General features: G+C 49.5%; 19 protein-coding genes and 1 pseudogene. 5 read left to right on the forward strand and 15 right to left on the reverse strand.

Going from position 1 to position 22,674, the window contains the following annotated elements:
- Positions 1–9: 9 nt before the first annotated feature.
- The 7 genes from BGO64_RS07655 to BGO64_RS07685 all read right to left on the reverse strand — a co-directional run bounded on the left by BGO64_RS07655 (position 10) and on the right by BGO64_RS07685 (position 10,319).
- Positions 10–2,568 (reverse strand): molybdopterin-dependent oxidoreductase, encoded by a 2,559-nt coding sequence (locus BGO64_RS07655; protein ID WP_050438159.1) that lies wholly within the window; start codon positions 2,566–2,568, stop codon positions 10–12.
- Between the two features lie 288 nt (positions 2,569–2,856).
- Complete coding sequence (locus BGO64_RS07660; protein ID WP_005303817.1) at positions 2,857–3,816, reverse strand: bacteriophage abortive infection AbiH family protein; 960 nt, start codon at positions 3,814–3,816, stop codon at positions 2,857–2,859.
- 1 nt (position 3,817) lies between these two features.
- A complete protein-coding gene (locus tag BGO64_RS07665) occupies positions 3,818–4,918 on the reverse strand; it encodes a PIN domain-containing protein (protein WP_005303816.1) in 1,101 nt (366 codons plus the stop codon).
- Between the two features lie 603 nt (positions 4,919–5,521).
- Positions 5,522–6,214 carry a hypothetical protein gene (locus BGO64_RS07670; protein WP_005303813.1) on the reverse strand — a complete coding sequence of 231 codons (693 nt, stop codon included), beginning with the start codon at positions 6,212–6,214 and terminating at the stop codon, positions 5,522–5,524.
- Between the two features lie 29 nt (positions 6,215–6,243).
- Positions 6,244–7,734 (reverse strand): relaxase/mobilization nuclease domain-containing protein, encoded by a 1,491-nt coding sequence (locus tag BGO64_RS07675; RefSeq protein ID WP_161772508.1) that lies wholly within the window; start codon positions 7,732–7,734, stop codon positions 6,244–6,246.
- A complete protein-coding gene (locus tag BGO64_RS20860; RefSeq protein WP_370736472.1) occupies positions 7,724–8,137 on the reverse strand; it encodes a plasmid mobilization protein in 414 nt (137 codons plus the stop codon). Before BGO64_RS20860 ends, BGO64_RS07675 begins: the two co-directional genes overlap by 11 nt.
- Before the next feature lie 1,954 nt (positions 8,138–10,091).
- Complete coding sequence (locus BGO64_RS07685) at positions 10,092–10,319, reverse strand: helix-turn-helix domain-containing protein (RefSeq protein ID WP_080697938.1); 228 nt, start codon at positions 10,317–10,319, stop codon at positions 10,092–10,094.
- Between the two features lie 110 nt (positions 10,320–10,429).
- On the opposite strand from BGO64_RS07685, the gene BGO64_RS07690 reads away from it, so the two are divergent.
- Positions 10,430–10,669: a hypothetical protein gene (locus tag BGO64_RS07690; protein WP_005303809.1), complete on the forward strand. Its 240-nt coding sequence runs from the start codon at positions 10,430–10,432 to the stop codon at positions 10,667–10,669.
- A gap of 132 nt (positions 10,670–10,801) precedes the next feature.
- Here BGO64_RS07690 and BGO64_RS07695 read toward each other — a convergent pair.
- Positions 10,802–11,127 (reverse strand): annotated as a pseudogene (locus BGO64_RS07695) (helix-turn-helix domain-containing protein); the annotation flags it as partial.
- Positions 11,128–11,411: 284 nt separating this feature from the next.
- Between BGO64_RS07695 and BGO64_RS07700 the strand changes: the two are divergent.
- Together BGO64_RS07700 and repC are read left to right on the forward strand one after the other, a co-directional pair.
- Complete coding sequence (locus BGO64_RS07700) at positions 11,412–12,302, forward strand: AAA family ATPase (RefSeq protein WP_005303807.1); 891 nt, start codon at positions 11,412–11,414, stop codon at positions 12,300–12,302.
- Complete coding sequence (gene repC / locus BGO64_RS07705) at positions 12,289–13,218, forward strand: replication protein C, IncQ-type (RefSeq protein ID WP_080697940.1); 930 nt, start codon at positions 12,289–12,291, stop codon at positions 13,216–13,218. The genes BGO64_RS07700 and repC overlap by 14 nt, the downstream gene beginning before the upstream one ends.
- A 725-nt stretch (positions 13,219–13,943) precedes the next feature.
- On the opposite strand, the gene BGO64_RS07710 is transcribed toward repC, so the two are convergent.
- Positions 13,944–15,179 carry a site-specific integrase gene (locus BGO64_RS07710; RefSeq protein ID WP_005303803.1) on the reverse strand — a complete coding sequence of 412 codons (1,236 nt, stop codon included), beginning with the start codon at positions 15,177–15,179 and terminating at the stop codon, positions 13,944–13,946.
- A gap of 543 nt (positions 15,180–15,722) precedes the next feature.
- Between BGO64_RS07710 and BGO64_RS07715 the strand changes: the two genes are divergently transcribed.
- Entirely contained in the window at positions 15,723–16,649 is a 927-nt protein-coding gene (locus BGO64_RS07715; protein WP_041212511.1) for a L,D-transpeptidase family protein, read from the forward strand.
- 71 nt (positions 16,650–16,720) lie between these two features.
- On the opposite strand, the gene BGO64_RS07720 is transcribed toward BGO64_RS07715, so the two are convergent.
- The 5 genes from BGO64_RS07720 to fldB all read right to left on the reverse strand — a co-directional run bounded on the left by BGO64_RS07720 (position 16,721) and on the right by fldB (position 20,901).
- A complete protein-coding gene (locus BGO64_RS07720) occupies positions 16,721–17,098 on the reverse strand; it encodes a VOC family protein (RefSeq protein WP_010673739.1) in 378 nt (125 codons plus the stop codon).
- 142 nt (positions 17,099–17,240) lie between these two features.
- On the reverse strand, positions 17,241–18,581 hold the full coding sequence (locus BGO64_RS07725; protein WP_160838799.1) for a TldD/PmbA family protein: 1,341 nt from the start codon (positions 18,579–18,581) through the stop codon (positions 17,241–17,243).
- On the reverse strand, positions 18,581–18,688 hold the full coding sequence (locus BGO64_RS07730; protein ID WP_286700409.1) for a TldD protein: 108 nt from the start codon (positions 18,686–18,688) through the stop codon (positions 18,581–18,583). Before BGO64_RS07730 ends, BGO64_RS07725 begins: the two co-directional genes overlap by 1 nt.
- Positions 18,688–20,088, reverse strand: coding sequence for a TldD/PmbA family protein (locus tag BGO64_RS07735; RefSeq protein WP_286700410.1), 1,401 nt, complete (start codon positions 20,086–20,088; stop codon positions 18,688–18,690). Before BGO64_RS07735 ends, BGO64_RS07730 begins: the two co-directional genes overlap by 1 nt.
- Before the next feature lie 294 nt (positions 20,089–20,382).
- Positions 20,383–20,901: a flavodoxin FldB gene (gene fldB / locus BGO64_RS07740; protein ID WP_049636563.1), complete on the reverse strand. Its 519-nt coding sequence runs from the start codon at positions 20,899–20,901 to the stop codon at positions 20,383–20,385.
- Between the two features lie 183 nt (positions 20,902–21,084).
- Between fldB and xerD the strand changes: the two genes are divergently transcribed.
- On the forward strand, positions 21,085–21,984 hold the full coding sequence (gene xerD, locus BGO64_RS07745; protein ID WP_286700411.1) for a site-specific tyrosine recombinase XerD: 900 nt from the start codon (positions 21,085–21,087) through the stop codon (positions 21,982–21,984).
- Between the two features lie 72 nt (positions 21,985–22,056).
- Here xerD and mscL read toward each other — a convergent pair whose 3' ends face one another.
- The gene (gene mscL / locus BGO64_RS07750; protein WP_010673746.1) at positions 22,057–22,467 is read right to left on the reverse strand and encodes a large-conductance mechanosensitive channel protein MscL; all 411 of its coding nucleotides are present in this window, start codon (positions 22,465–22,467) and stop codon (positions 22,057–22,059) included.
- Positions 22,468–22,674 lie beyond the last annotated feature (207 nt).

Consider the following 22,674-nt stretch of genomic DNA (forward strand, 5'->3'; position numbering starts at 1 on the left):
TCTCCTTACCTACACCTTCTCAACCCGGACACCAATCGCCCCGTAATATGCAGCAGACCCCGACAAATGCTCGTGAGCTGGCGGTAGGATGTCGTTGTTATTGCCACCTCGTGGCAGCTTGCCAAATTCCAATGCGGCAGTTCGTCCATAGGCCCAGTGCCCTTGACCAAAGGCCTTGGCAACCGTGCCTGGCCGGACACCCTCAAACAATGTCGCTTCACAGGTAATGCTGCCCTGTACGGTGGTGAGTTTGACGAGATCTCCCTCGCTCAACCCCAATGACTTGGCATCAAGCGGGTTGATCTTCACCACGTCTTTATTTTTCTTCTCCCCTGGATCCAAATCCCGGTTGCGCTGATACCAGGTGGTATTTGCCGAACGGCCTTCCCGGTTCAGGCGCGACTTGTGATCGACAAACAACATGGGATAGGCCTCGACATCGCCGAATCGGAATGGCGGCTCGTAGTGGGGAACATAGGCAAGTTCACCTTCGGCGGTGTAGTGACACGCATTCATCACCTCATTGACCGACTTGCCATGCTTACTGGCATGAGTTTCCAGTGCGACTTTTAGGGTTTCGCTGTAGAACTCGAACTTGTGAGTTGCTGTTTTCATCTTGCTCCAGCGAGATTCGAAAGAGTATGGCGATGAGTTCCAGACTCCGATCTTCTTGAAGTGCTCCCAGCCGTCAAAGCGATCACCATTGGTATATTGCGCAGGATCCCACAGTGGTTGCGTCATCAACTTGGTGGCAAACAACCCCAGCTCTGCGTGATTGGCGGGGCTCTTTCCGGTTTCAGGGTCTTTGAATTGCTCCTGGAAATAGCGCAGCGGGGCATCATAGCCACGCTTGGCCAGAGCCTCTGCTAACAGCCAAGGGAGGCCAGTCTCATCCCCAATGTCATTGCCGAGCGAAGTAACTAGCGGTGTTGTGATTGAAACCTGAGAGTGGCGGTTACCCGAGGTGCTCTGAATGCCCCATCGTTCAAACATGAAATGGGGAGCGGGTAACAGCAGGTCGGAGAACCAGCTGAATTCGCTGACGTGGGTCGAAACGTGAGCCACGAAGGGGACTTTCGCCAGCGCCTTTTCCCAACGACCGGCACCGGGGGCCGAGAAGGCAAAGTTATTGAAATAGCCCAGTAATACCTTGGGAAGGTAGGGGTCTTCTTCCAGAATGCTGTCTGCCACCACGTTGGTCATGACACCGGCACCACTCTCCCCTTTTTTCAATGCGGGCCATTCCAAGCGACCCACTCTGTCGATCTTCTCCTTCTTGAGGCCATGCTTGGCGATCTCATCCGCATACTCTTTGCCAGACGCAAAATCAGTCAGGAAGGTCTTGTTGTATTGCAGGACTCCACCTTTGCTATCAACGGCACCGAGCAAGCCATTCAATGCGTGGCAGGCAAGCCCAATGTAAGCACCGCGTTGTTGCATCTGGATGCCTCTGGAGCGCCAAATCTGGACTCTGGGAGCCGCATCCCCAAGCTTGTGCGCCAACCGCCGAATCTTCTCAACGGGGATACCGCATATGGGGGCTGCCCACTCGGGTGTCCGATCTTTCAGTTCTAGATTCCACCATTGCACCAGACCATGGGTATGACGCTCGGCGAAAAGCTCTGCGCTCACTGGCTGCCCGGTGACAAAGCGCTGCTCAGGGTCGGTGAAGTCACCAACGAATGGTTTATGCCAGAGCCCTTCGGTCAAGATCACATGGGCCAGTGCCAATGCAAGGGCGCCATCTTGTCCTGGAATAACGGGCAGCCACTCATCCGCTTTGGCAGCAGAGGATGAATAGCGAGGGTCTACAATGGCAACCTGAGCCTTATCCAGCATGTCTCCCCAGGCGGAGCTGTAGTAGGAGACCTGACGATTGGCGCTGAGCGGATCGACACCGAAGGAAAGGATATAGCGGGTGTCTTGGATGTCGTATTGGCGATATCCCCAGTCCCCTTCGGTAAAGAAACTGGAGAACTTGTCGGCTTCTGCGCAGAGGGAGCTATGGGTGATCGCGTTGGGTGATCCCAGCACTGCGGTAAAGTTCTTGATCAAGACATCGCTCAATTCCGAGTATCGGCCCCGCAATGCAACATAGCGATGGGTTTCATCATTGGCCCTTAACTCCATCAACTTGTCAGCGATGAGGTTGATCGCCTCTGGCCAAGAGATGGGCTTGAAGCCAGGGTCTATGCCCCGACCTTTCTGGGGGTTAGTACGTAGTAGCGGAGTCTTGAGCCTGTCGGCATCATAGAGTTCTTGCAGGGCGAGGTATTGTCTTGGGCAGCTGGATTTACCATGCACCTTGGAGTGCTCGTTGCCCCTGATATGCAGTGCTCTGCCATCGAGCATATAAACCTGCTTGGCACAAAATGAGGTGCAGCCATTACAGGTTGACGGCAGCCATTCCCCCTCACCGGGTCGATACACCATGCCAGCCTTGGCCATCGCCATGGTAATGGCATTGGGAGTGAAAATTGACGAAGCAGCTAAAGCGCTAGCGCCGAGCAAAAAGCCCCGTCTGGAAATTAAAAATTCATGTTTGTGAGCCGACATAGCATCAACCATCCATTGTGTCCCTAGATGATTAGCTTTGCAGGCATTCAAGAAATACGCATTTGACCAATATCAAGCAATGTTAACAATCCTTTATTCGTTGTTTAATTCTTGCTGCGTATCAAATAAATCCAGTTAGGGCTGTGATCTACATCACCTTCAACACTAACGAAAAGGCACTGGGATCACAAAAGTAAGTAAATAAGAACCATTTCTAGTTATATGGCTGACTTTATGTCAACGATCTCTGTATGGTGATGGAATTCACCGCAATCGTTAATAATTTTACAGGTTTTTTTCTTATATCTGTTCCATTCTGACAACTACAACGTTAGCTATTCCAAATTCTTTAAGAGTGTCACCGTGTTTTTTCTCATCATCAGGGTCATAAAAAGTCACAACCCATTTAGCATCAGGTCTGACTGATTGAACCAACTTTTTGAAGTAGGGTAAATCTACGTCAGCTAATGAGTGACCGAGAACATATACTTCATCAATATTGCCGAGCTTTGCAAAGAAAGCTTCATTGTTTTTTATGACCTGATCTGTGCCCTTGAAAGTGGCTGAAAAATACTGATTAATAGCATCTTTACCAAGCTCGAATGAGTAGTCATATTGTTCAGATTGATAATCCATCCAACGCTCTAAGTCTTCATCACTCAATCCTGATGGTGGTTCAGCAGGTTTTTCTTTGAAATTTTCAGGGGCAACACCATGACCGAGAATTAACTCACCAGCATGTGTATTGGCTTTTCCGTGAATAAATAATATGTTCTCATCGGGGACTGCATAGTATTGAGAAAGTGTATCTGTGTAGTTGAATGTGAGGTAAACAGCGTCCCTATCAATATTTACTGAACGGCCATGATCAAACATAGGAAACTGCACTGCCAAAATGAACTCTTCGAATGCTTTATACAGTTCAGTGGTTAGAAGGCCAAGTATTCTCTCCATTTCAATTAAAAATGTGTATCTGTCTCGGTCTCTAAAGTCATCTGAAGAATAGCTTGGCATTGCATCCGTGTTTGCTTCCAAAACAGAATCTTTATCAAGTAGTGACATACTTGTTTCAAATTCAGACCATAAAGGGTCTGACATTATTGTTGGACAATCTGGGTCTAAGTCAGCAAACCCGTAATAGTCGAGAAGTAGTTCATAAGTTTCCCTGTAGTTTTTTTTGAGATAAAGTCCAAAAGATGTATACCTAGTGTCAAGGCCATGATGAACATCAAATCCATTACCTATTACATACAACTTCATGTTATTCACCATTAATATCTAGTTCTTTGAAGCTAATGACTTCTGAGTCACCATCGGTCAGCTCAAAACATGTGTCTTGGAAGTAAAGTTCTTCAATGTGCGCGTTGGTTTTCAATCCATCTGGATAGGCAAGTGTTAGGTGAGCAGTATATGTTTCTTTGTGTTTTACGATTGACTCATTACTCAAGATGAATACATATTGCTTGTCTTCAGGATCCCAAGGTGAACGGTCATAATCTGAAAATTGGTACTCTGCCGTAACAACTACCTCAAACTCTACTTCGTATTCAGCACCTTCGGCACCGACATTCTGCAAGCTTTTCTTTTCAACATTCAGTGAGTTTATTTCTATAGAATTGATAATATCATCGAAAGGGTCTGCATGTTCATAGTTGAACTCGCCATCTTTTATAGCTTGCAGGGCATCCACTTTGATTTGCTCTAGGAGTTGTTCGAAAACTTCGTCAGCAAATTCGGCTGGCTCTTTGTACGCTTTGTCGCTTCGAACAATTAAGTCAATTAGGTCATCTACTTTTTCAAGATGAATGAAGTTGTCCTCTTTCTCACAGAAGGATTTCATATCGCCGTCGTCACTAACGATATAGACTGCATTCCCTCTAGCCAAGCTCACCTGTTTAATAGCCTCTAGCGCAAATGCATCAGGAAACTCGTGTTTTTTTGACTCTTTGCCAAAAGGTGGGTGGTTGTTGAAGTAAGCATCAAATACAAGTTGAGGGTTAACAATGCTTACATTTATTGTTTCAACGTAGCCATTTTCGACAAAATCATCAAATTTTTTACTGACAACAGTATAAATATCCTCGCCTTTAACCTTGGTAAAGATTCCATGACAGTCAAGGTTGGGAGTGTTTCTTAGGAACATCCCATCTCTTTGCATCTTACTTATCATAGAAGCTGCTTCTTCAGATTTTCGTTTAAGATGAGAGTCGATCTCTTTCCTTGTCACATCAGTAATGAGCAAGTGAATTTTCTCATCCTCAATTAGTTCTTGAAGACGACCAAGGGCATATTGTCCAAATTGATAGTTTTTCTTTTCAAAAGCACTTGTATCTATAAAAGCTAGCCTTGTCTGTAATTCCATAGTCAATACCTTGAATACATGCTGTAAATTGCCAAAAAATAAATTAACAAAACAATCAATTTACTAAAAACCAAATGCATATTAATTCATTGCCAAATTTTGGACAAGTAACAAATTAGCAAGGTGTGATGAGGAATTACTTTAAATTATTATGGTTATTTCCGATGTTGCAAACGGCTTCAACTTGATACCAAAGGAAGGGCGCACAAAAGTAATCTAAACAACAAGACACCGGTTTGAGGCCGGTGTCTAGTGATAACTAGATCTGTACATACTGGTAAGTCATGACCCACACCTGGTGCAACATTTGGCCCATGAGGTCGTAACTGTCGGTATGAACTGACACAAGCTTGATGGAGCGTATTGTCAGAGGGGCGCGATCAGTGTCCCTCTGATGAATGAGGGCAGCTAACAATCGCCGTCTGTCAGCTGAATAGTGGGCAAGTTTTGACGCTATGCCCACAGTGTAGAATTTTTTAAATTGCCGTTAGTCAACGGCAGGATGCCAGTATAATAAAATACTATTATTTTAATATGCCTGCGTACATACAATCCGTTGTTCATCATTTTTTAGTTTTTAGACAGACCTGTTATCGGTATTTACTATCCAAACTTACCGTTAGTTTTATTTTTTAACAATGATACAGTTTTTGCTCTGTAACCAGGAGGTAGTTTTTTTTCTAGGTCGGATTGTTTAAATCCAATAACCTCAGTTATCAGGTAGGTAATGGGTTTCAATCCCTGGAAAATATTCTTAGCCTCCTCAATGTTTAATTTTGTTTTTTTGTGAGATCTGATAATTTCATCACACAACGGACTTAGCATGTCGACCAGTGTCCCATCCTTACGTATAAGGTGGAAATTTAATGAATTACCCTTGTCTGATGTCGAGAGGAGGTGGTTTATTTTTATCGGATCAGCGATAACGCCTATGAACTCACCTATACGTCTATTTTGAATAAATCCAAATTCATCGCGATACTTTTCATCATCGGAAACTGATCTTTTTATAACGGGGTAACCACCCCAAAAACCTCTGGCATGATTCGCGAGATAGGAATTTTTAACGTCATTTTGTTGCTGTTTAGCCCATTCGGTAAATTTTATCACTTCATCTTGTGTTAGACTTGAAATTAGTGAGTAATCAGAATCTATATCAACAGTGCCAAGGTGCTCATGTTTGGATTTATATATTGACCTAATGGTTCCGTCCTTGAGTTCTAAATTTTCTTGAATGCTGATTGTTGTACTGAATGTGATTGTTTTTAAGTTTGAATTCAATCTTGCTATTGCCATATTACTAACCTCATAATTTATTGTTTTAATTATTTTATCTTTAATAACTCAATGCCATTTGGGATGGTTCTTCCAGTCCAATCATCGATCCATTTGTTAGCGTTGTGAATTGACGTGACTAACTCCTCCTGATTGGATGATGTAATCACAACGATGTTTGGTGCCTGTGCCTGTGCCTCTGTATCCATAACGTACCCATCGGGTAGGTTTGGTTCCAATCCGTGATTAACTGACTCAAAACCATTCTTGAATATGCGTTTTAATGCAGCCGTTATCGCGGCTAAGAACTCCTCAATCACTGAATCGGAAGGTTTTTCTTTCCATTCACATGAAAAATTAAGTTGTAGCAGGTTATGAGCGTTAAATCGTTTATCCCTGTATATGTATGACTTAACCCTACCTATAATTTTCTTATATTGCTTTTGAGTACAGCGAACCAATGCTATGAAATTTTCTATATATGTGTCACATTTAGATGTTAGTGATTTTTGGTTATGTTTTCTTTCATTTAAATTAACCTCTGATGCTATAGGGTTGATTTGTTTTAAATGTAAATTTGGCTCTGGTGAAATTTTGTTGTATTTTTGAAGTTCAGTTATTATTTTTTGTTCCTCTAAATTGTGAGTACGTAACTCTAAAATTTTATCATCTCTAGTTGGTGAGTATGTAATACCCTGTTCTAGTAGCCTGCCCCAGGCCGCACGGCGGCGTTTAACATGCGTTCCTGAAATCCATATCAGTCCATCAACACTGTACATAATGCCTGTTGGGACACCATTTTTTCTACGCACGGCAACCATCACATTATAGCCCCGCAACTTTTTTACGAGTCCAGAGATGGTTCTCGGTCTACATTCAAACACTCTATCTAAAACAGATCTTATAAGATTTTTTGGATCTTGCTGGGCTGACAACGTTCCTCTACCAGTGCCGGTTTTCATGTCTGTGATAGAATATTCAATTCCCCAGTTTTCATTAGGATTTTTTTGTTTAACGAGGCCAAGAATTTTTTCTATATCTCGTACCGCCTGTATGCAACGGTCATAATCGTTGTAGGTATTGACTAGAGTGCGATCTAGTTTTACGCGACATGCAACGATATGGATATGTTGGCAATGAGCGTCATTGTGTATTACAGAGGTCCATTTCGTGTCATTTCCATATCCCATCCGATCCATGAAAATTCGAGCTGACACGAACCAGTGATATGGGCTGAGGCTATCACCAGCAGGTAACGAAATTGAATAATGCGCACATTTCATTTCTCCAGAACCCAAATACAAATTCGCCTGCTGCTCTAGTTCTGTGAGCAGCCCACTGACATTATAATTTTTACCGCTTTCAGTGAGCGCCAACTCTGGGTAGCTGAATACATTTCCGCCAAGATAATTTATCTGTGTTGGGGCCTGTTTTTTATGGTCTTTCTTTTTGTTGTTAGAATTTTTGAATGGAGAATTCCTGAATATATAATTTAGTCTCCCAGAAAAACCTGGCGTCAGATCAAAAACCTCACCGATCATGTTTGCCCTCCACATGTGCTACGCCTGAAATATTTATCAGTAATTTATAGACGGATTGGATTTTCTGGAGGATCAAAACATTTTTGGAGTGATCATTTTTGACTTCATCAGAATGTAAATGGAGTCTACACTCCAAAATGAATTCGTTGATATCTGCCGCCAGCCTATTTAGCTGAGCTAACCAATGGATCAATTCTACATGACGGATAGCTGGCTTCGAGTCTATTTTTTTCTCGTTGAGTGCAATTGCACGAACGAGGTCGCTAATTTTAGCTACCCCGGATGCATGGCATCGTGCCTTTAATTTCTGATATTCGTCCGCTGTAAACGAAACTCGAACTCGCAGGGTGCGTTTGTCCGAGTCTATTTTGGGGGGTCTACCCCATTTTTGCCTTTTTATCATAAACACCTTCTTATAGTTGTTATTAGTGTTTTTGTTCCTATCTGTGAACAATAAGACCAGATAAGTAGCCACCTAAATATAGCTGGTAAGGAAAATTATCAAGAACATAATAATTTAAGTGTAATCTGTCATAAATATTGATGTTAAGCTACAAGGAAAAGTCTAAATCAATAATCTTGTTTTAATTATTGCAAATTATAAAAATGATATCAACCCTTCCAATGAAGTTATTATTGATTTTTGAAAAGTTATTTTTGAGTAAATTTTTAGGTTCGTAATTTTAGTTTTGATGATAGCTATGTCAGTGGCGTGATCACTCATTTTTTGACCGTAATAAATGGTCATTTTTAAATTGATTTTATCGGTAAGGATGGCGAAAACGGTTACAGAGAAATTTTGATCTGATAGCGGGTATTTCTACCACCCTCAGGCATTTTTTCAAGGCAGTCCGGGAATTCAGATAATAAGTGCGACACTCATGGTTAAGCGGTGAGAGGTAGTCAACTGCTGACGGTGGTACGCTTCAGCTCGCCAAAGTAGAAGCAGTATCACCATGAGTTATCAGCAGGTGACTGAAGGGCAACGATACCAGATATCGGCAAAGGATATCCGTTGCCGCCATGGCTCACTCCATTGGTGTTATCGTTCCACTGTCTATCGGGAACTGCGGCGTAACGCCTGCTAAGATAGCTACCAGCCTGGCTGCTGGCCGATCTTCGGCTCGGTGCTTTCTGGCAGATGGATTATCGGTAGCGTGAAATGGAACTCGGCTTGTCCAGCGATGGCGATTGTCAGCTGACAACGGAGTGATCAGTACATCAGTGCCCGCAGTCATCTGCATTATAAGTATCGTGAAATGGAAACCAAGCTGCTGGCTGGCAGCGATTGTCAGTTGACAACGAGGTGATCTGCGCCTCAGTAGCCGCTGGAAACCGCTTTATCGGTATCGAGAAATGGAAACCAAGCTGCTGGCTGGCAGCGATTGTCAGCTGACAACGAGGTGATCAGTACATCAGTGCCCGCAGTCATCTGCATTATAAGTATCGTGAAATGGAAACCAAGCTGCTGGCTGGCAGCGATTGTCAGTTGACAACGAGGTGATCTGCGCCTCAGTAGCCGCTGGAAACCGCTTTATCGGTATCGAGAAATGGAAACCAAGCTGCTGGCTGGCAGCGATTGTCAGCTGACAACGAGGTGATCTGCGCCTCAGTAGCCGCTGCAAACCGCATTATCGGTATCGAGAAATGGAAACCAAGCTGCTGGCTGGCAGCGATTGTCAGCTGACAACGAGGTGATCTGCGCCTCAGTAGTCGCTGGCGACCCCATTATCGGTATCGTGAAATGAAATCCTGGCTGCTGGCCGATCTTCGGCTCGGTGCTTTCTGGCAGATGGATTATCGGTAGCGTGAGATGGAACTCGTCCTGTCCAGCGATGGCAATTGTCAGCTGACAACGTAGTGATCAGTACATCAATGCCCGCAGGCATTTGCATTATAAGTATCGTGAAATGCTTACAGTACATCAATCTCGGTATCAGCGATTTTTTCAGAATATCTCCCAGGCACAGGGTTGTTGAGATACCTGCCGGCTTCCTAATCGGCCGTCTGGACGATGCGTTTGTGAGTTGTGACACCGACGATTTCCTAAACAAGATCTCCTTTCCCTACTGGCCTCATGAGAGGACTGCCTAGTATCATCGCTACTCTGTGAGGGTCGACGGAGCACCGGATGTAGCGTTTGTGGGCAAACTTCTGGCCGAATGTGACGCATCTCCCTGATGCGTCCGATGACAACGAGTGTGGTTTCGCCTGGCACTGGCTGGAGCTGAAACTGTACCAAACCAGCTCAGGGCGGTTTGTATGCAGTGATAAGGTGAGGTGTTTGGCGTGTTCGAGTTTATTGCAAATCCAGGGCGGGCCATTGGGTAAGAGCAACAGCCATGCTATGGCTATGGCTATGGCAGCAATGATGCAGGCGAGACCCCAAGGGCCTTTGCGATCAAATAAACTTTTTCAAGGGTTACCCTAGTCTCCCCACGTTCGATTTTTCCCATATGACCACGGTCTATACCAGCAATTAGCGCTAGTTTTTCCTGTTGCATACCTCGTGCAGACCGCAGTTCTCGTACATTTTTACCGAATGCAGTTGCGAGCATCGTCAGCTCAAACTCGTCAGAATCCATGTTATCTCCTCACAAGAGGAGCTATGGTCTACATTATACGGCGCACTGTACACGCCTATTAGTACACTTGTATAATGACACGGCATATAAGCATCATTTGAGGGTGGATAATGTCCAATCAACAGATCATCCTGAGCCAGGATCAAAAAAGTGGCACAGTGACATTAATTTTTCACAATGCGGATTTCCTAGCCGCAGTAGGAGATTCGCTGAGAGTGGATTCACTCTTACATGTCACTATCAATCAATCCATATATGATGAATTTGTTAAGAGTGTGATGGGTTCGTTTGTTGCTGAGTTTATGGATTTTAAGAAAAATTGGCCGATACCTCAGGAGCTAAGAAGGTGAACAAGTCTCTGACATAAAATGCTGGTGCTCATATGGAGTCGTTTCTCGGGGCCATTATTAGTTATGCTTGGTATTCCAGCCAGTCTACAGCCCTTGGGTGAATCACATAGGTCGACAGTGGCACAAGTTAGATAGACGGCTCTTATGTTCCGCGAGCGTCACTAGCACGCCCGAGCTTTTTTGCCGAGTACGGTATCTGCCTCCCAATTGCCAAACTGCTTCCGGCTATCGACGATGGCGGGACGTTCATCAACCGAGCGCTCGTCCTAGATGAAGGTGCGCTTGCTGATGCGCCAGATAGGCAGGTAACCCTCCTGGTGGGCATTACGACGTCGCTCTCGATAAAGGGTGGAGCGATGAACGACAATGGCTTGCGCAGTGGCGGACACAGACACGCCCTGCGCAAAGTACGCGGATATCTGGTATCGTTGCCCCTCGGCCAACTGCTGATAACTCATGGTGATACTGCTTTTGCTTTGGCAAGTTGAAGAGTACCACAGCGTCAGCTGTTGGTTACTTCCCACCGTTTAACCATGAGTGTCGCACTTTTTATCCGACTTCTCGGTGCTCGGTACTAGCACCCATTGAAAAGCTATTTTTGCTTGTTAGCTGCATAGCTAATGATACTATATTGAACGTTTTTTGGTTTCCGTAACTGAGTTTCTGTTCAGCTAATTAAAATTGAAAAAAATAATGTAAATATTATGTTGTTATATTTGATTGCTCTATTAGTGGATTGAAAATGGAAACTATATCTCCCCAGAAAAGCCAATTTATTATGGAAAGGGGCGCAGGGTCGATAAACTTTGATTACGACCAATTTTTAGTTGAAGACCTTTTGGACGAAAATTCGTTAGCTGGATTTTACGGGCCCAGCGGTTCGAGAAAATCGTTCATTATAATAGATATTGCCTGTCGGATTGCATCAGGAAAGAAGTGGCAGGGCCGGGAGGTAAAACAGGGTGCTGTAATATATATTGCTGCCGAGGGAAGCAATGGCATGAAAAAACGCATGCACGCCTGGATTAATAAATACAATAATGGGCAAGATCTGGACAATCTGTACCGTATATCACAACCAATATTTGTATCACAGCCACAGGTTGTTACCGATTTGATTTTGGCTACAGAGAATGTTAAAAATGAAACTAATATGCCTGTAAGATTGATCGTTATTGATACGCTTGCACGCAGTTTTATTGGTAATGAAAACTCTGCTGAGGATATGGGGAAATTCATCGCTGGTTGTGATGAAATAAAATACAAAACTGGTGCAACAATTCTCATTGTGCATCACACAGGGAAAGACCTAGGTCAGGGTGCAAGAGGTGCCTATTCATTCAAAGCTGCATTAGACAGTGAGTATTTTATAACTAAGATAGAAGGCAATGGTACTATAACTACTAAATTAGAATGCACTAAAAATAAGGAGGGGAGTGACGGATTAAAAATGGAAATAAATCTACAGATCGAGGCTATAGGGAAAACTACAAAAGGAAAAACCATTGATACCTTGGTTGTCATAGACCATGATAGTCGTTTGGTCGGAGCCCCAAGTACTATACAAGATAAGAACAACCAGCGACCCCGTAAAGATAAAAAAACTAAAGAAATAGTTGATGAAAATTTCTAAAAATAATGACCACAATGTAAAGAATTTCGCTCTGGCTGCCCCATTTTTAGGGCGAATACCTGGGTTGTTCATGCCTATGCCAAGTGGTAAGCGTCCAATAAATATTATACTAGATGCTGAAAGTGGTCATGAAAAACTGCGTGTTGAATTGGCGGAAGGGCTTGATAGTTCAGACCAAAGCGTGCTTCTCGTATTAATCGCCCTAGCAGGAATTGATAGTAAAATAATTTCGTCAGCCAATACAGGGCCGAAGTCGAGTCTGTTGTGGAATGATTTGAATGTAAGTTTTGATGCTGAAACTGAACAATGCGCTTTAGTAACTACTACACAGACCGACATTTTAAACATTCTAGGGTGGAATAGATCAGGTCATGAATACAATAGGTTGAAGAAATGCTTAAATAGATTGAAGAATGTAAGTTTACTTATATCTAAGGGGGAGAGACAGTGGCGATCTGGGCTGCTGAGTTATCTAATTAACAACACGTCGGCAATTGGTGGGGAAGATATCGTCTATGTTGTTTTGAACTCCAAAATTGCAAGGGCACTCGATGGGGGACAGTACGCTAGGATATGTTTGGAGGAGCGTCGTTCGCTTAGCTCAAATATAGCCAAGTTGCTTCATACATGGCTTTCATTCAATATCAATCATGGCTACCACTTATCTCCTTATATAGATACCCTAGTACAGCGGATTTGGGGAGAGCCATGCAAGCCTCACCAATCTAAATCAAAAACAGAGTATGAAAAAAAAGAGATAAGGCGTAAACGTGCTGAGATTGTTACTGCATTGAAGCAGCTCAGCGAGTTGGACGGCTGGAGAGTTCGGTTTAATGACAAGGTTGGCTCTAATAGGCAGGTTGAGGTGAAGCGTTTAAGAGTCATCAATGGGGCTGTAGAAAAGAGTAACCCATGACGTTAAAGCGATGTACGCCGTCAGCGTTAAAGCATGGTACGTTGCTACGTTAATTCATGGTACGAAAATTGATTGTGAAATCTCTTGCAGCCCTTGCCCTACAAGGGCTTCAGCCATTTCGTTTTTCAGCTGTTTAAGAATAACTTAAAGAATAGCCAATTTTATTAAGAAACCATACTTAGTTTCTTTATTGCTCAGTGTTTCACACAGAGCATCATGGATGGCCAGTTCCTTTTTCTGTTGGTTGTAAATTTATAGATGCTAATCTATGCGTTTTAAATTTAGTGGCCATGCACAGAATAAACACCGACCATGAAAATGGTATTATCACCCTTAGCCCCTCATCTTGAGATAAGTGGGTTCACATCATGATGCTCATAAAATGACCACATCTTCATGGGAAAGTCGTGTACCTTCCAATTTGGGCTGGTGAACAATTAACGATTTCCATAAGTAAAAATTGTAATGCCATCTGTCCATAAAAAAGTCCCAGACCACATCCAAGAATTAATGCGGGTATCAATTTTTTGATAAAATTAAAATGGGGGCGAAGCCCTAAAATTTTAAAGCGAAGCGCCTAATAATACAAATCGAATAACAACGAAGTGGCACGAGCGTGTGCGAAGCTAACACGCGGGTGTTTAAATTTCAATTGTGCTCAGATATCACTCGCTCGCTATGGTAGTGATAGTATTTTTATTCAACGTTAGAAATCTATCTATTTATCATTTGTCTTTTTTATTTCTATCCAATTCAGCAGTTCGAATTCGTCTCATAGTTGCATGAGAGTAGTGCCGTTCGATCATTTTTACGCTGTTGCCGACCTGCGCAGCAATGTGTGCAAGCGGCTCTCCCCTAAGTATCTCATTAGTTATATAGGTATGCCTGAACCAATACAATGTTCCTTCAACTTCCATCTCATCAGCGAAAGATCGCCAAATCTCGGCAGGGCGTTTTAGTTCGAATAGGTACTGGGTTGGAGCCTTAGCTTTGGCTTCAGAAATTTTTTCAAATCCCTGTATTTTAGCTAGCGGAGACATGACCTCAATTATAACCTTGCTCTCCTGCCCACTCCTTGAAATAATCATCTCACGGCCCTCTTTTATCGTGCCCTCCATTTTCCCCTTGCGTACTTTTAAGTAATAATCTTTTTCTGTTTTTAGATCATCCCATCTAACACCAAGTGCCTCATTCCCTGTTCTAATACCGGTTAAATAAAGAAACCTGCAATACAAGTTAAAAATTACTCTATCGGTGTTTGTTGGGGATAATGATTGCCATTTAGTTAATTTATCAAAAATTGTTTTTATTTGATTAGGTTCCCAGCACTCTCCTTTTATAATATTTTTAGTTTCTACTTTATTGCTCATGTCAGGTATCGAGCTTATGAGGGCTTGTTCTTTTGCTTCAAGCAAGATCCTTCTCAATACAATATGGATTGAGTTGGCAAGTGATTTTCCTGGAGCATCATGAGTCTCACAGTATTTATTCCAAAACAGTCTAACTGATCTATCGTTGATGCTAGCAATCTCTTGCTCACCAAAATATGGAAGGAGGTGATTCTTGATCAGGCTAATGTAGTATGTATCTATAGGCTTAGAGCGCTTCAAGTAGAATTGAACGATTTCATTCGCTATTGTTTTAAACGTAATACCCTTTTTAAGCGCAACACCACTCGATAATTTAATTTTTAACATCAGTGCTATTTGATGTGCTTCGGACGTTGCATCTCGTAAGTCGAGTTTCCGTGTGCTCTGACGATAGTCATAAATGCCATCTGCTGGTTGATGGACTCTACAGTGCCATCTGGAGCTGCCTTTTTGTTTGAATAGTGTTATGCCCCCGCCCAAATCATGACGATTTTTGAACGTGCTCTGACTGTCAGCCTCGATCCTCTCTGCCAGCATTCTAGCCAAGTCATGTACAGAAAATTTACTCAACACATCGATCAAATCGCTCATGAGAAGCCCCTAATACTCAACGCAGTCTCATACTAGCATTGTGTATAGTTCCATGGATATCAATTTGAAGATTGTTGTAAGTGACTGAATTTATGGCGGTATGTTATGTTGCGTTCTGATTGCAAATCAGGACGGCGCCACCTGATGGCGTCGTGTGGGTTCATCGGTGGCGCGACCGTCTTCGACGCACGGCCATCCGATGGGGGTACATCGGAGCAGGAGGTGACTCGATACTCCGGATATACGGGGTGCGAGATTGTACTCGTGACCGCCTCGTCATGCAATTTGGGACGGCCTTGGCATGCCTGCGCCATGTTCATTTTACGCTCAGACTGGGGTTGCTAGAGTGCAAGGGGTGAAAGATGCCCCTGAGTTGGCTGTGAAATGGATCTTTTCGGCGAAAAAGACCATCTCCAAGTTGAAATTTTGCCCTGCTCGGGAAAGAATGCGCGCTCGGTTGTTGGTCCCCGGTGACGGGCCCACAAGAGACCGATGATGAGCAGGGCAAAGGCCCACAGGAACAGGAAACCATACAGGAATTTTATGAATCCCCTTCGCATTGCCGCTTCGGCTCTTTTATGTACGCTGGCGCTGGTCAGCCAGCAGGCCGCCGCCGTTGAATACCAGCTGCCTGCAGCCAACAGCCGCCTGATCGGTGAGAACCAGGAATACGTGGTGCCCGCAGACAACCGTCCGCTGGAGCAGATCGCCTCCGACTTCCAGCTGGGTCTGACCAACATCATGGAAGCCAACCCCGGCGTCGACCCCTACTTGCCCAAGGCGGGCAGCACGCTGATCATTCCCCATCAGCTGATCCTGCCCAACGCTCCCCGCGAAGGGATCGTCATCAACGTGGCGGAGATGCGTCTCTACTACTACCCGAAGGGCAAGAACGTGGTGCATGTGCTGCCCATCGGCATCGGCCAGCTCGGGGTCAACACCCCGGAGAACTGGATCACCAAGGTTGAACGCAAGCGTGCCAACCCGACTTGGACCCCGACCGAGAATATCCGTCGCCGCTACGCCGCCCAGGGCAAGACCCTGCCCGCGGTCTGGCCGGCCGGCCCGGACAACCCCATGGGCCTGCACGCGCTCTACATCGGCAACCTGTACGCCATCCACGGCACCAACGCCACCTTCGGTATCGGTTTGCGGGTGAGCAGCGGCTGCGTGCGCCTGCGCGCCGACGACATCAAGTACCTGTTCGATCACGTGCCGGTCGGCACCCGCGTCCAGTTCGTCAACCAGCCGGTCAAGACCACGGTCGAGCCGGATGGCGGTCGCTACATGGAAGTGCACGAGCCGCTGTCGCGCACCGAGGAAGAGTTCAACTCCACCGCCTCCGTGCCGCTGCCCATGACCCCGGCTACCACCCGCTTCATCGCCCATGCTGACAGCGATTCCAACGTGGTCAAGCAGGTGCTGGAACAGCGTACCGGCATCCCGACCCGCCTCAATCCAGAGGCGTAATGGCCGGCAAGTGCAGTTAAACAACAACGGCGACCATCAGGTCGCCGTTGTTGTTTCTGCATATCCGGACGTCAGCTGGCTGGTGGGGCATAGAGAGCCAGCCAGTTGCCTTCGGTATCTTCGATGATGACCCGGGAGCCATGACCGCTGCCGATGCTGTGCAGAGGCTCCAGCACCCGCCCGCCGAGCCGGGGGACCAGCAGTTCCGCTTCCTGCAGCCTGTCACCGAGGGAGAGATAGATGAGGGGACCGGCACCGCCGGGCTGGTGATATTTGTCCATGGGGCCGAGACAGGCCGCCGCGTTGCTGCCGTCGTGGCGCAGCATGGCAAAGCGCATGGTCTCTTCCTGGATGGGGGTGACCTGCACATCGAGCAGGGCCGAGTAGAAGTCCATGGCGCGATCCAGATCCCGTGTCGGAATGTCGGCCCAGACCAGGGTGTTGTCCATCGTCGTATTCTCCAGAGTTCCCGGCCAACGCGGTCGGTGGCTCTTTGAGGTTAGAAGTGGCTGTCGGGGGGCGCCATGGATAAAAAAAGCGGCGCCTGATGGCGCCGCTTGAAGGGGGAAGAGCCGAGTAAGGCTCCCCCTCTTATTTGCCGGCAATGCTGAGCCCGCCAAAGCGGATCAGCGGGGCATAGAAGTCCTTGCCATCGTCATGGTGCAGCTGGTTGCCGACCGCTTCCAGCTCCCCGAGCAGACGATAGAAGTTGCCCGCCACCGTGATGCCGCGTACCGGTGCCACGCGCTCGCCATTTCGGCAGAGGAAGCCGGAGGCACCGAACGAGAAGTCGCCGCTCACCGCATCGGCCCCGGAGTGCAGGCCGTCCAGCTTGACCAGCTCCAGGTACTCACCGTTTTGTACCTCGGCCTCGCCGTGGGGGCCGAGCCCGAACACCAGGTGACGAGGGGCCACGTCCAGGGCACTGCGGGCACTGCGGGCGGCTGCACCGTTGCTCGTCACGCCGAAGTGGCGGGCGGTGGCGCTGTTGTGCAGCAGGGTCTTGAGCTCCCCCTCGCCGATGAGCAGGAGATCCGAAGTGGCGGCCCCTTCGCCGTCAAACGCCTTGATCTTCATGCCCCCCGGCATATAGGCACGACTCTCCAGGGTGAGCCAGCGAGAAGCCACGCTTTGGCCCAGCTTGTCGCGCCAGGGGTTGATCCCCTGCTGGGCCCACTTGCCAGACAGGGCGGACTGGAAGCAGCCAAACAGGCTGGCAAAGCAGTGGGTGCTGAAGATGACGCTGTAGCGACCGCTCGGCACCGCCTCACCCATCAGCAGGCCATCGGCCACGGCGTGGATCTGGCGGATGAGAGGCTGGCTCTCCAACTCGTCGAAGCGCCGTGCGTACTGTCCCTGGTAGTGCATGGACTGGCGGCCCTCCCGCTCGATGAGAGCGGAGCTGTGGCAGCCGACGCTGAACTCCTGATGTTCGCAGAGGCTGCCTTGGCTGTTGGCAAGCCAGAGGCGGCTCTCCCCCTCGAAGAAGCCGTTGTAGGGGGCGCCGGTCACGTCCGGCAGGGCCAGCATGTCGGACTCGAGGCGCAGGGTCAGGGCAATCTTCTCTTCCACCGCCGTGGTGTCGGCCTGATGTATCTCGGCGCAGTCGGTGATGAGCCTGCTCTGCTGCACTGTGATGCGCTGATCCGGGTCCACCTTGGCGAAGCGGCTCGCATCGAGCGCATCCTGCACCATGGCGTCCAGGGCCGACGCGTCGAGGGACTCGGAATAGGCGATGCCGACCCGGCCTTCCTTGATGAGGCGAATGCCGATCTGCTGGCTGCTGGTGACCTTGTATTCACTGAGTTCGCCCTTGTCGGCCTTGAGGGAGAAGGCCTTCTCCTGATTGGCGATGACGTCCGCCTCGGCACCCAGATCGGCGACCTGGTCCAGCAGACGGGCAAGCAGTTGGTTCATGTCGAGTTGGCTCATCAGGCGTTCCCTCCGACCAGAATGTTGTCAACCTTGAGCGGCGGCTGGCCGACTGCAACGCGAATGAGGCGGGAGAAGGAACCGCATAGAGTGTCATGGATGTTCATCAGGCGTTCCCTCCGACCAGAATGCTGTCAACCTTGAGCGGCGGTTGGCCGACCGAGGCGGGAATGGATCCGGAGACCGAGCCGCACATGCCGGCGGAGAGGGCTAGATCGTGCCCCACCATGGAGATCTCCTTCAATACCTGCGGGCCGGTGCCGATCAGGGTGGCCGACTTGAGGGGACGGGTGATCCTGCCCCCCTCGATGAGGTAGGCCTCCTGCACGTTGAAGTTGAACTCGCCGGTACCGGGCTGCACAGAGCCACCCCCCATCCGCTTGGCATAGATGCCGTGTTCCACGGTTGCCAGCATGTCGTCGAGGCTGTAGTTGCCCGGTTCGATATAGGTGTTGCGCATGCGGGAGGCGGGGGCGAACTTGTAGGATTCCCGGCGCCCGGAACCGGTGCGGGCGTAGCCGGTGCGAAGGGCCCCCATTCTGTCCACCAGGAAGCCGGTCAGCACGCCGTCCTTGATGAGCTGGGTGTGCTGGGTCGCCATCCCCTCGTCATCGACGTTGATGGAGCCCCAGGCGTTGCCCTGCAAGCCCTCGTCCACCGCGCTGACCGCGGGGTTGGCGATGAGCTGGCCCATCTTGTCGTGGAACACGGATGCCTTCTTGGCCACCGAGGTGGTCTCCAGCAGGTGACCGCACGCCTCGTGGAAGATGACGCCGCCAAAGCCGCTCTCCATGATGACCGGCAGCTTGCCGCTCGGGCAGGGGGCGGCTCCCAGCTTCACCAGTGCCTGGCGGGTGGCGGTGAGAGCCAGCTCGCGGGGATCGATGCTCTCGGCATGCTCCCATCCCTTCATGGCTCCGGGGGCTTCATAACCTACGCTCTGCTCGCCCCCGTCCAGGGCGATGGTCTGGGCCATGATGCGGTTGTAGTGGCGGCGATCGCTCACCTGCACCCCTTCGCTGTTGAAGATCTCCACCTCCTGCTCCCAGCCGAGCACGTTGCCCGAGAACTGGCTCACCTTGTCGCTCTCGGCGCGGGCCGCAGCGTCCATGGCATGCAGGTAGGCGATCTTCTGCTCTAGCAGCTTGTCGGCCGACAGCGGCAGAGCGATCGGGTTGCGGTCGGTCAGGCGGGTGAAGTCAAAGGCAGTGGCGGTGACCACGGGGTCACGCTTGTCCTTGGCCGCCAGCAGGGTAACGATGCGCAAGAGCTCGTTGCGATCGGCCAGATTGGTGTAGCCGTAGAGCACCTTGTGGCCGTAGCACAGGCGAACGCCGATACCGAAGTCGAGACCACCGCTGATGTTCTCTATCTGGCTGGAGAGCAGGCTGAGCTGGCTGCGGCGCTTGCGCTCCACAAACAGCTCGGCGAAGTCGGCACCCAGAGCCAGCGCGTGATCGAGCACGTCGCGGGCGATGGCGGGGGCCAACAGGGAGAATGAAGTCATAGAATATCCTTTTCTGGTCTGTCCGTTTGCTTCCGACACCCGGCGTTGTGTTGTTATGGGGTGTCGACCTCATTGTTGCAGACCAGAAGCAAAAAGTCGCTATAGCGTCAGCCGATGATACCAAACGAGAAAATCGGTGCGATTTATGCGCCCGGCAGCCCGAGCGCAGGCTACCGGCAGGGGAGGTTGGCGCCTCTCATGGCGCTCGCTTGATATGAGGTCGACCCACGGCTCGATGCGGGGTCGGTCTGGTCGTCCATTGGCCGGCGTCGTCGAACATCCAGGCGGCCAGGATCAGAGCAGTTCGTGGATCTCGTTCAGGATCTGGTCGACCCACTGCTCGATACGGGACTCAGTCTGGTCGTACTGGTTGGCGTCATCGAGGGCCAGCCCGACGAAGTGACGGCCATCGTCGATGAGCGCCTTGGAGGCGTCAAACTCGTACCCCTCGTTGGGCCAGTAGCCCACCAGCTTGACCCCCTTGGGGACCAGCTGATCGTGCAGCAGGCCGAGGGCATCCTGATACCACTCCCCATAGCCCAGCTGATCGCCCATGCCAAACAGGGCGATGATGCGTCCCTCCAGATGCAGGTCGGCGATGTCTTCCCAGCGAGATTCCCAGTCCTCCTGCAGCTCGCCGAAGTCCCAGGTGGAGATGCCCAGGATCAGGATGTCGTACTCCTGCATGCGGGCGAGGGGCACATCCTTGATGTTGTGGAGATCGACCAGCTCGGGGCCGATGAGGGCGCGGATCTTCTCGGCGGCCATCTCGGTGTAGCAGGTGGTGGAGCCATAAAACAAACCTATCTTCATCGCTCTTCTCTTGATCGCAGTCGGCAAGGGGCGTGACCGGCACAGCGGCGCCCGGGGGGAGGGCGCCAGTCTAGCAGATTGCGCCGGGCTCTTCACCGCCTGAGGGGATGTGCAGCCTTGCCTTGCGGCCCGGGTGGGTCGGCACGTTACAATGGCGACCTGTTTCCCTGAGCGCGGAGCACCATGAGCAAAGCAGAACCCCATCCCCTGATCGAGCCGTTTCTCGACGCCCTCTGGCTGGAGCGGGGGCTTTCCGACAACACGGTCAGCTCCTATCGCACCGACCTGGAAAAATTTGCCCTCTGGCTCGATGAGCAAGGCGGTTCCCTGCTGCTGGCGGGGCTGGACGACATCCAGCACTACCTCGCCTGGCGGGTGGACCATCAGTTCGCGGCCAGCAGCACGGCCCGTTTCCTCTCGGCCCTGCGCCGCTTCTACCAGTACCTCAATCGCGAGAAGCTGCGCAGCGACGATCCCACCGTGCTGCTGGAGGGGCCAAAGCTCCCCAAAAAGCTGCCATCGGATCTGAGCGAAGCCGAGGTGGAGGCGCTGCTGCAAGCGCCCCTGGTGGACGACCCGCTGGAGCTGCGGGACAAGGCAATGCTTGAGCTGCTCTACGCCACCGGGCTGCGGGTGTCCGAGCTGGTGGGGCTGACCGCCGAACACGTCAGCCTGCGCCAGGGGCTGGTGCGAGTGGTGGGCAAGGGCAACAAGGAGCGCCTGGTGCCCATGGGGGAGGAGGCGGTGCACTGGCTGGAGCGCTACTACCGGGAGGCGCGTACCCTGCTCCTCGGCGGCACCAGCTCGGACGTGGTGTTCCCCTCCAAGCAGGCGCGCATGATGACCCGTCAGACCTTCTGGCACCGCATCAAGCTCTATGCCCAGCGCGCCGGCATCCAGGGCGAGCTCTCCCCCCACACCCTGCGTCACGCCTTCGCCACCCACCTGCTCAATCACGGTGCCGATCTGCGAGTGGTGCAGATGCTGCTGGGCCACGCGGATCTCTCCACCACCCAGATCTATACCCACGTGGCCAACGAGCGGCTCAAGGCACTGCACGGCCAGCACCACCCCAGAGCCTGATCGCCTCACCTGCCTTGCAACAAAAAACCGCCCGAAGGCGGTTTTTTTCAGCACACGACAGGGAGGAAACGGTTATTTCCCCTGCTGGGATTTCAGCAAGTCGCGGATCTCGGTCAGCAGCTCCTGATCCTTGGTGGGGCCGGCCGGGGCAGCGGCTTCCTCTTCCTGCTTCTTCTTCAGGGTGTTGATGGCCTTGAGCCCCATGAAGATGGCGAAGGAGATGATCAGGAAGTCGATACAGGTCTGGATGAACTTGCCGTAGGCGATGACCACGGCAGGGGCATCCCCTTCGGCGGCCTTCAGGGTCACGGCGAGATCGCTGAAATCCACGCCCCCCAGGATCAGCCCGATGGGGGGCATGATCACGTCTCCCACGAAGGAGGAGACAATCTTGCCAAAGGCGGCACCTATGATGATACCGACCGCCATGTCGATCACATTGCCCCTGGATGCAAAGGCCTTGAACTCTTGAATAAGACTCATTTTTCCCCCTATAAATGGACGACGTGCCACCTGAGCGCACGTCGATTTGAATAATAAAACATCAGCAAAACAGAGGGATGACTAAAGATGTCTCCCGTCGTCCTGATTAGCTTGCGGGGCTCAAGCCCGATTGGCAACCTGTCATCCCGTGATTTTTTCTTGCGGACGTTATTAATCGATCACTAATTAAGGCCTTTGGGAGAGGGA

This window comes from Aeromonas sp. 62-46 (genome assembly GCF_001898585.1).
Classification (GTDB): domain Bacteria; phylum Pseudomonadota; class Gammaproteobacteria; order Enterobacterales; family Aeromonadaceae; genus Aeromonas; species Aeromonas caviae.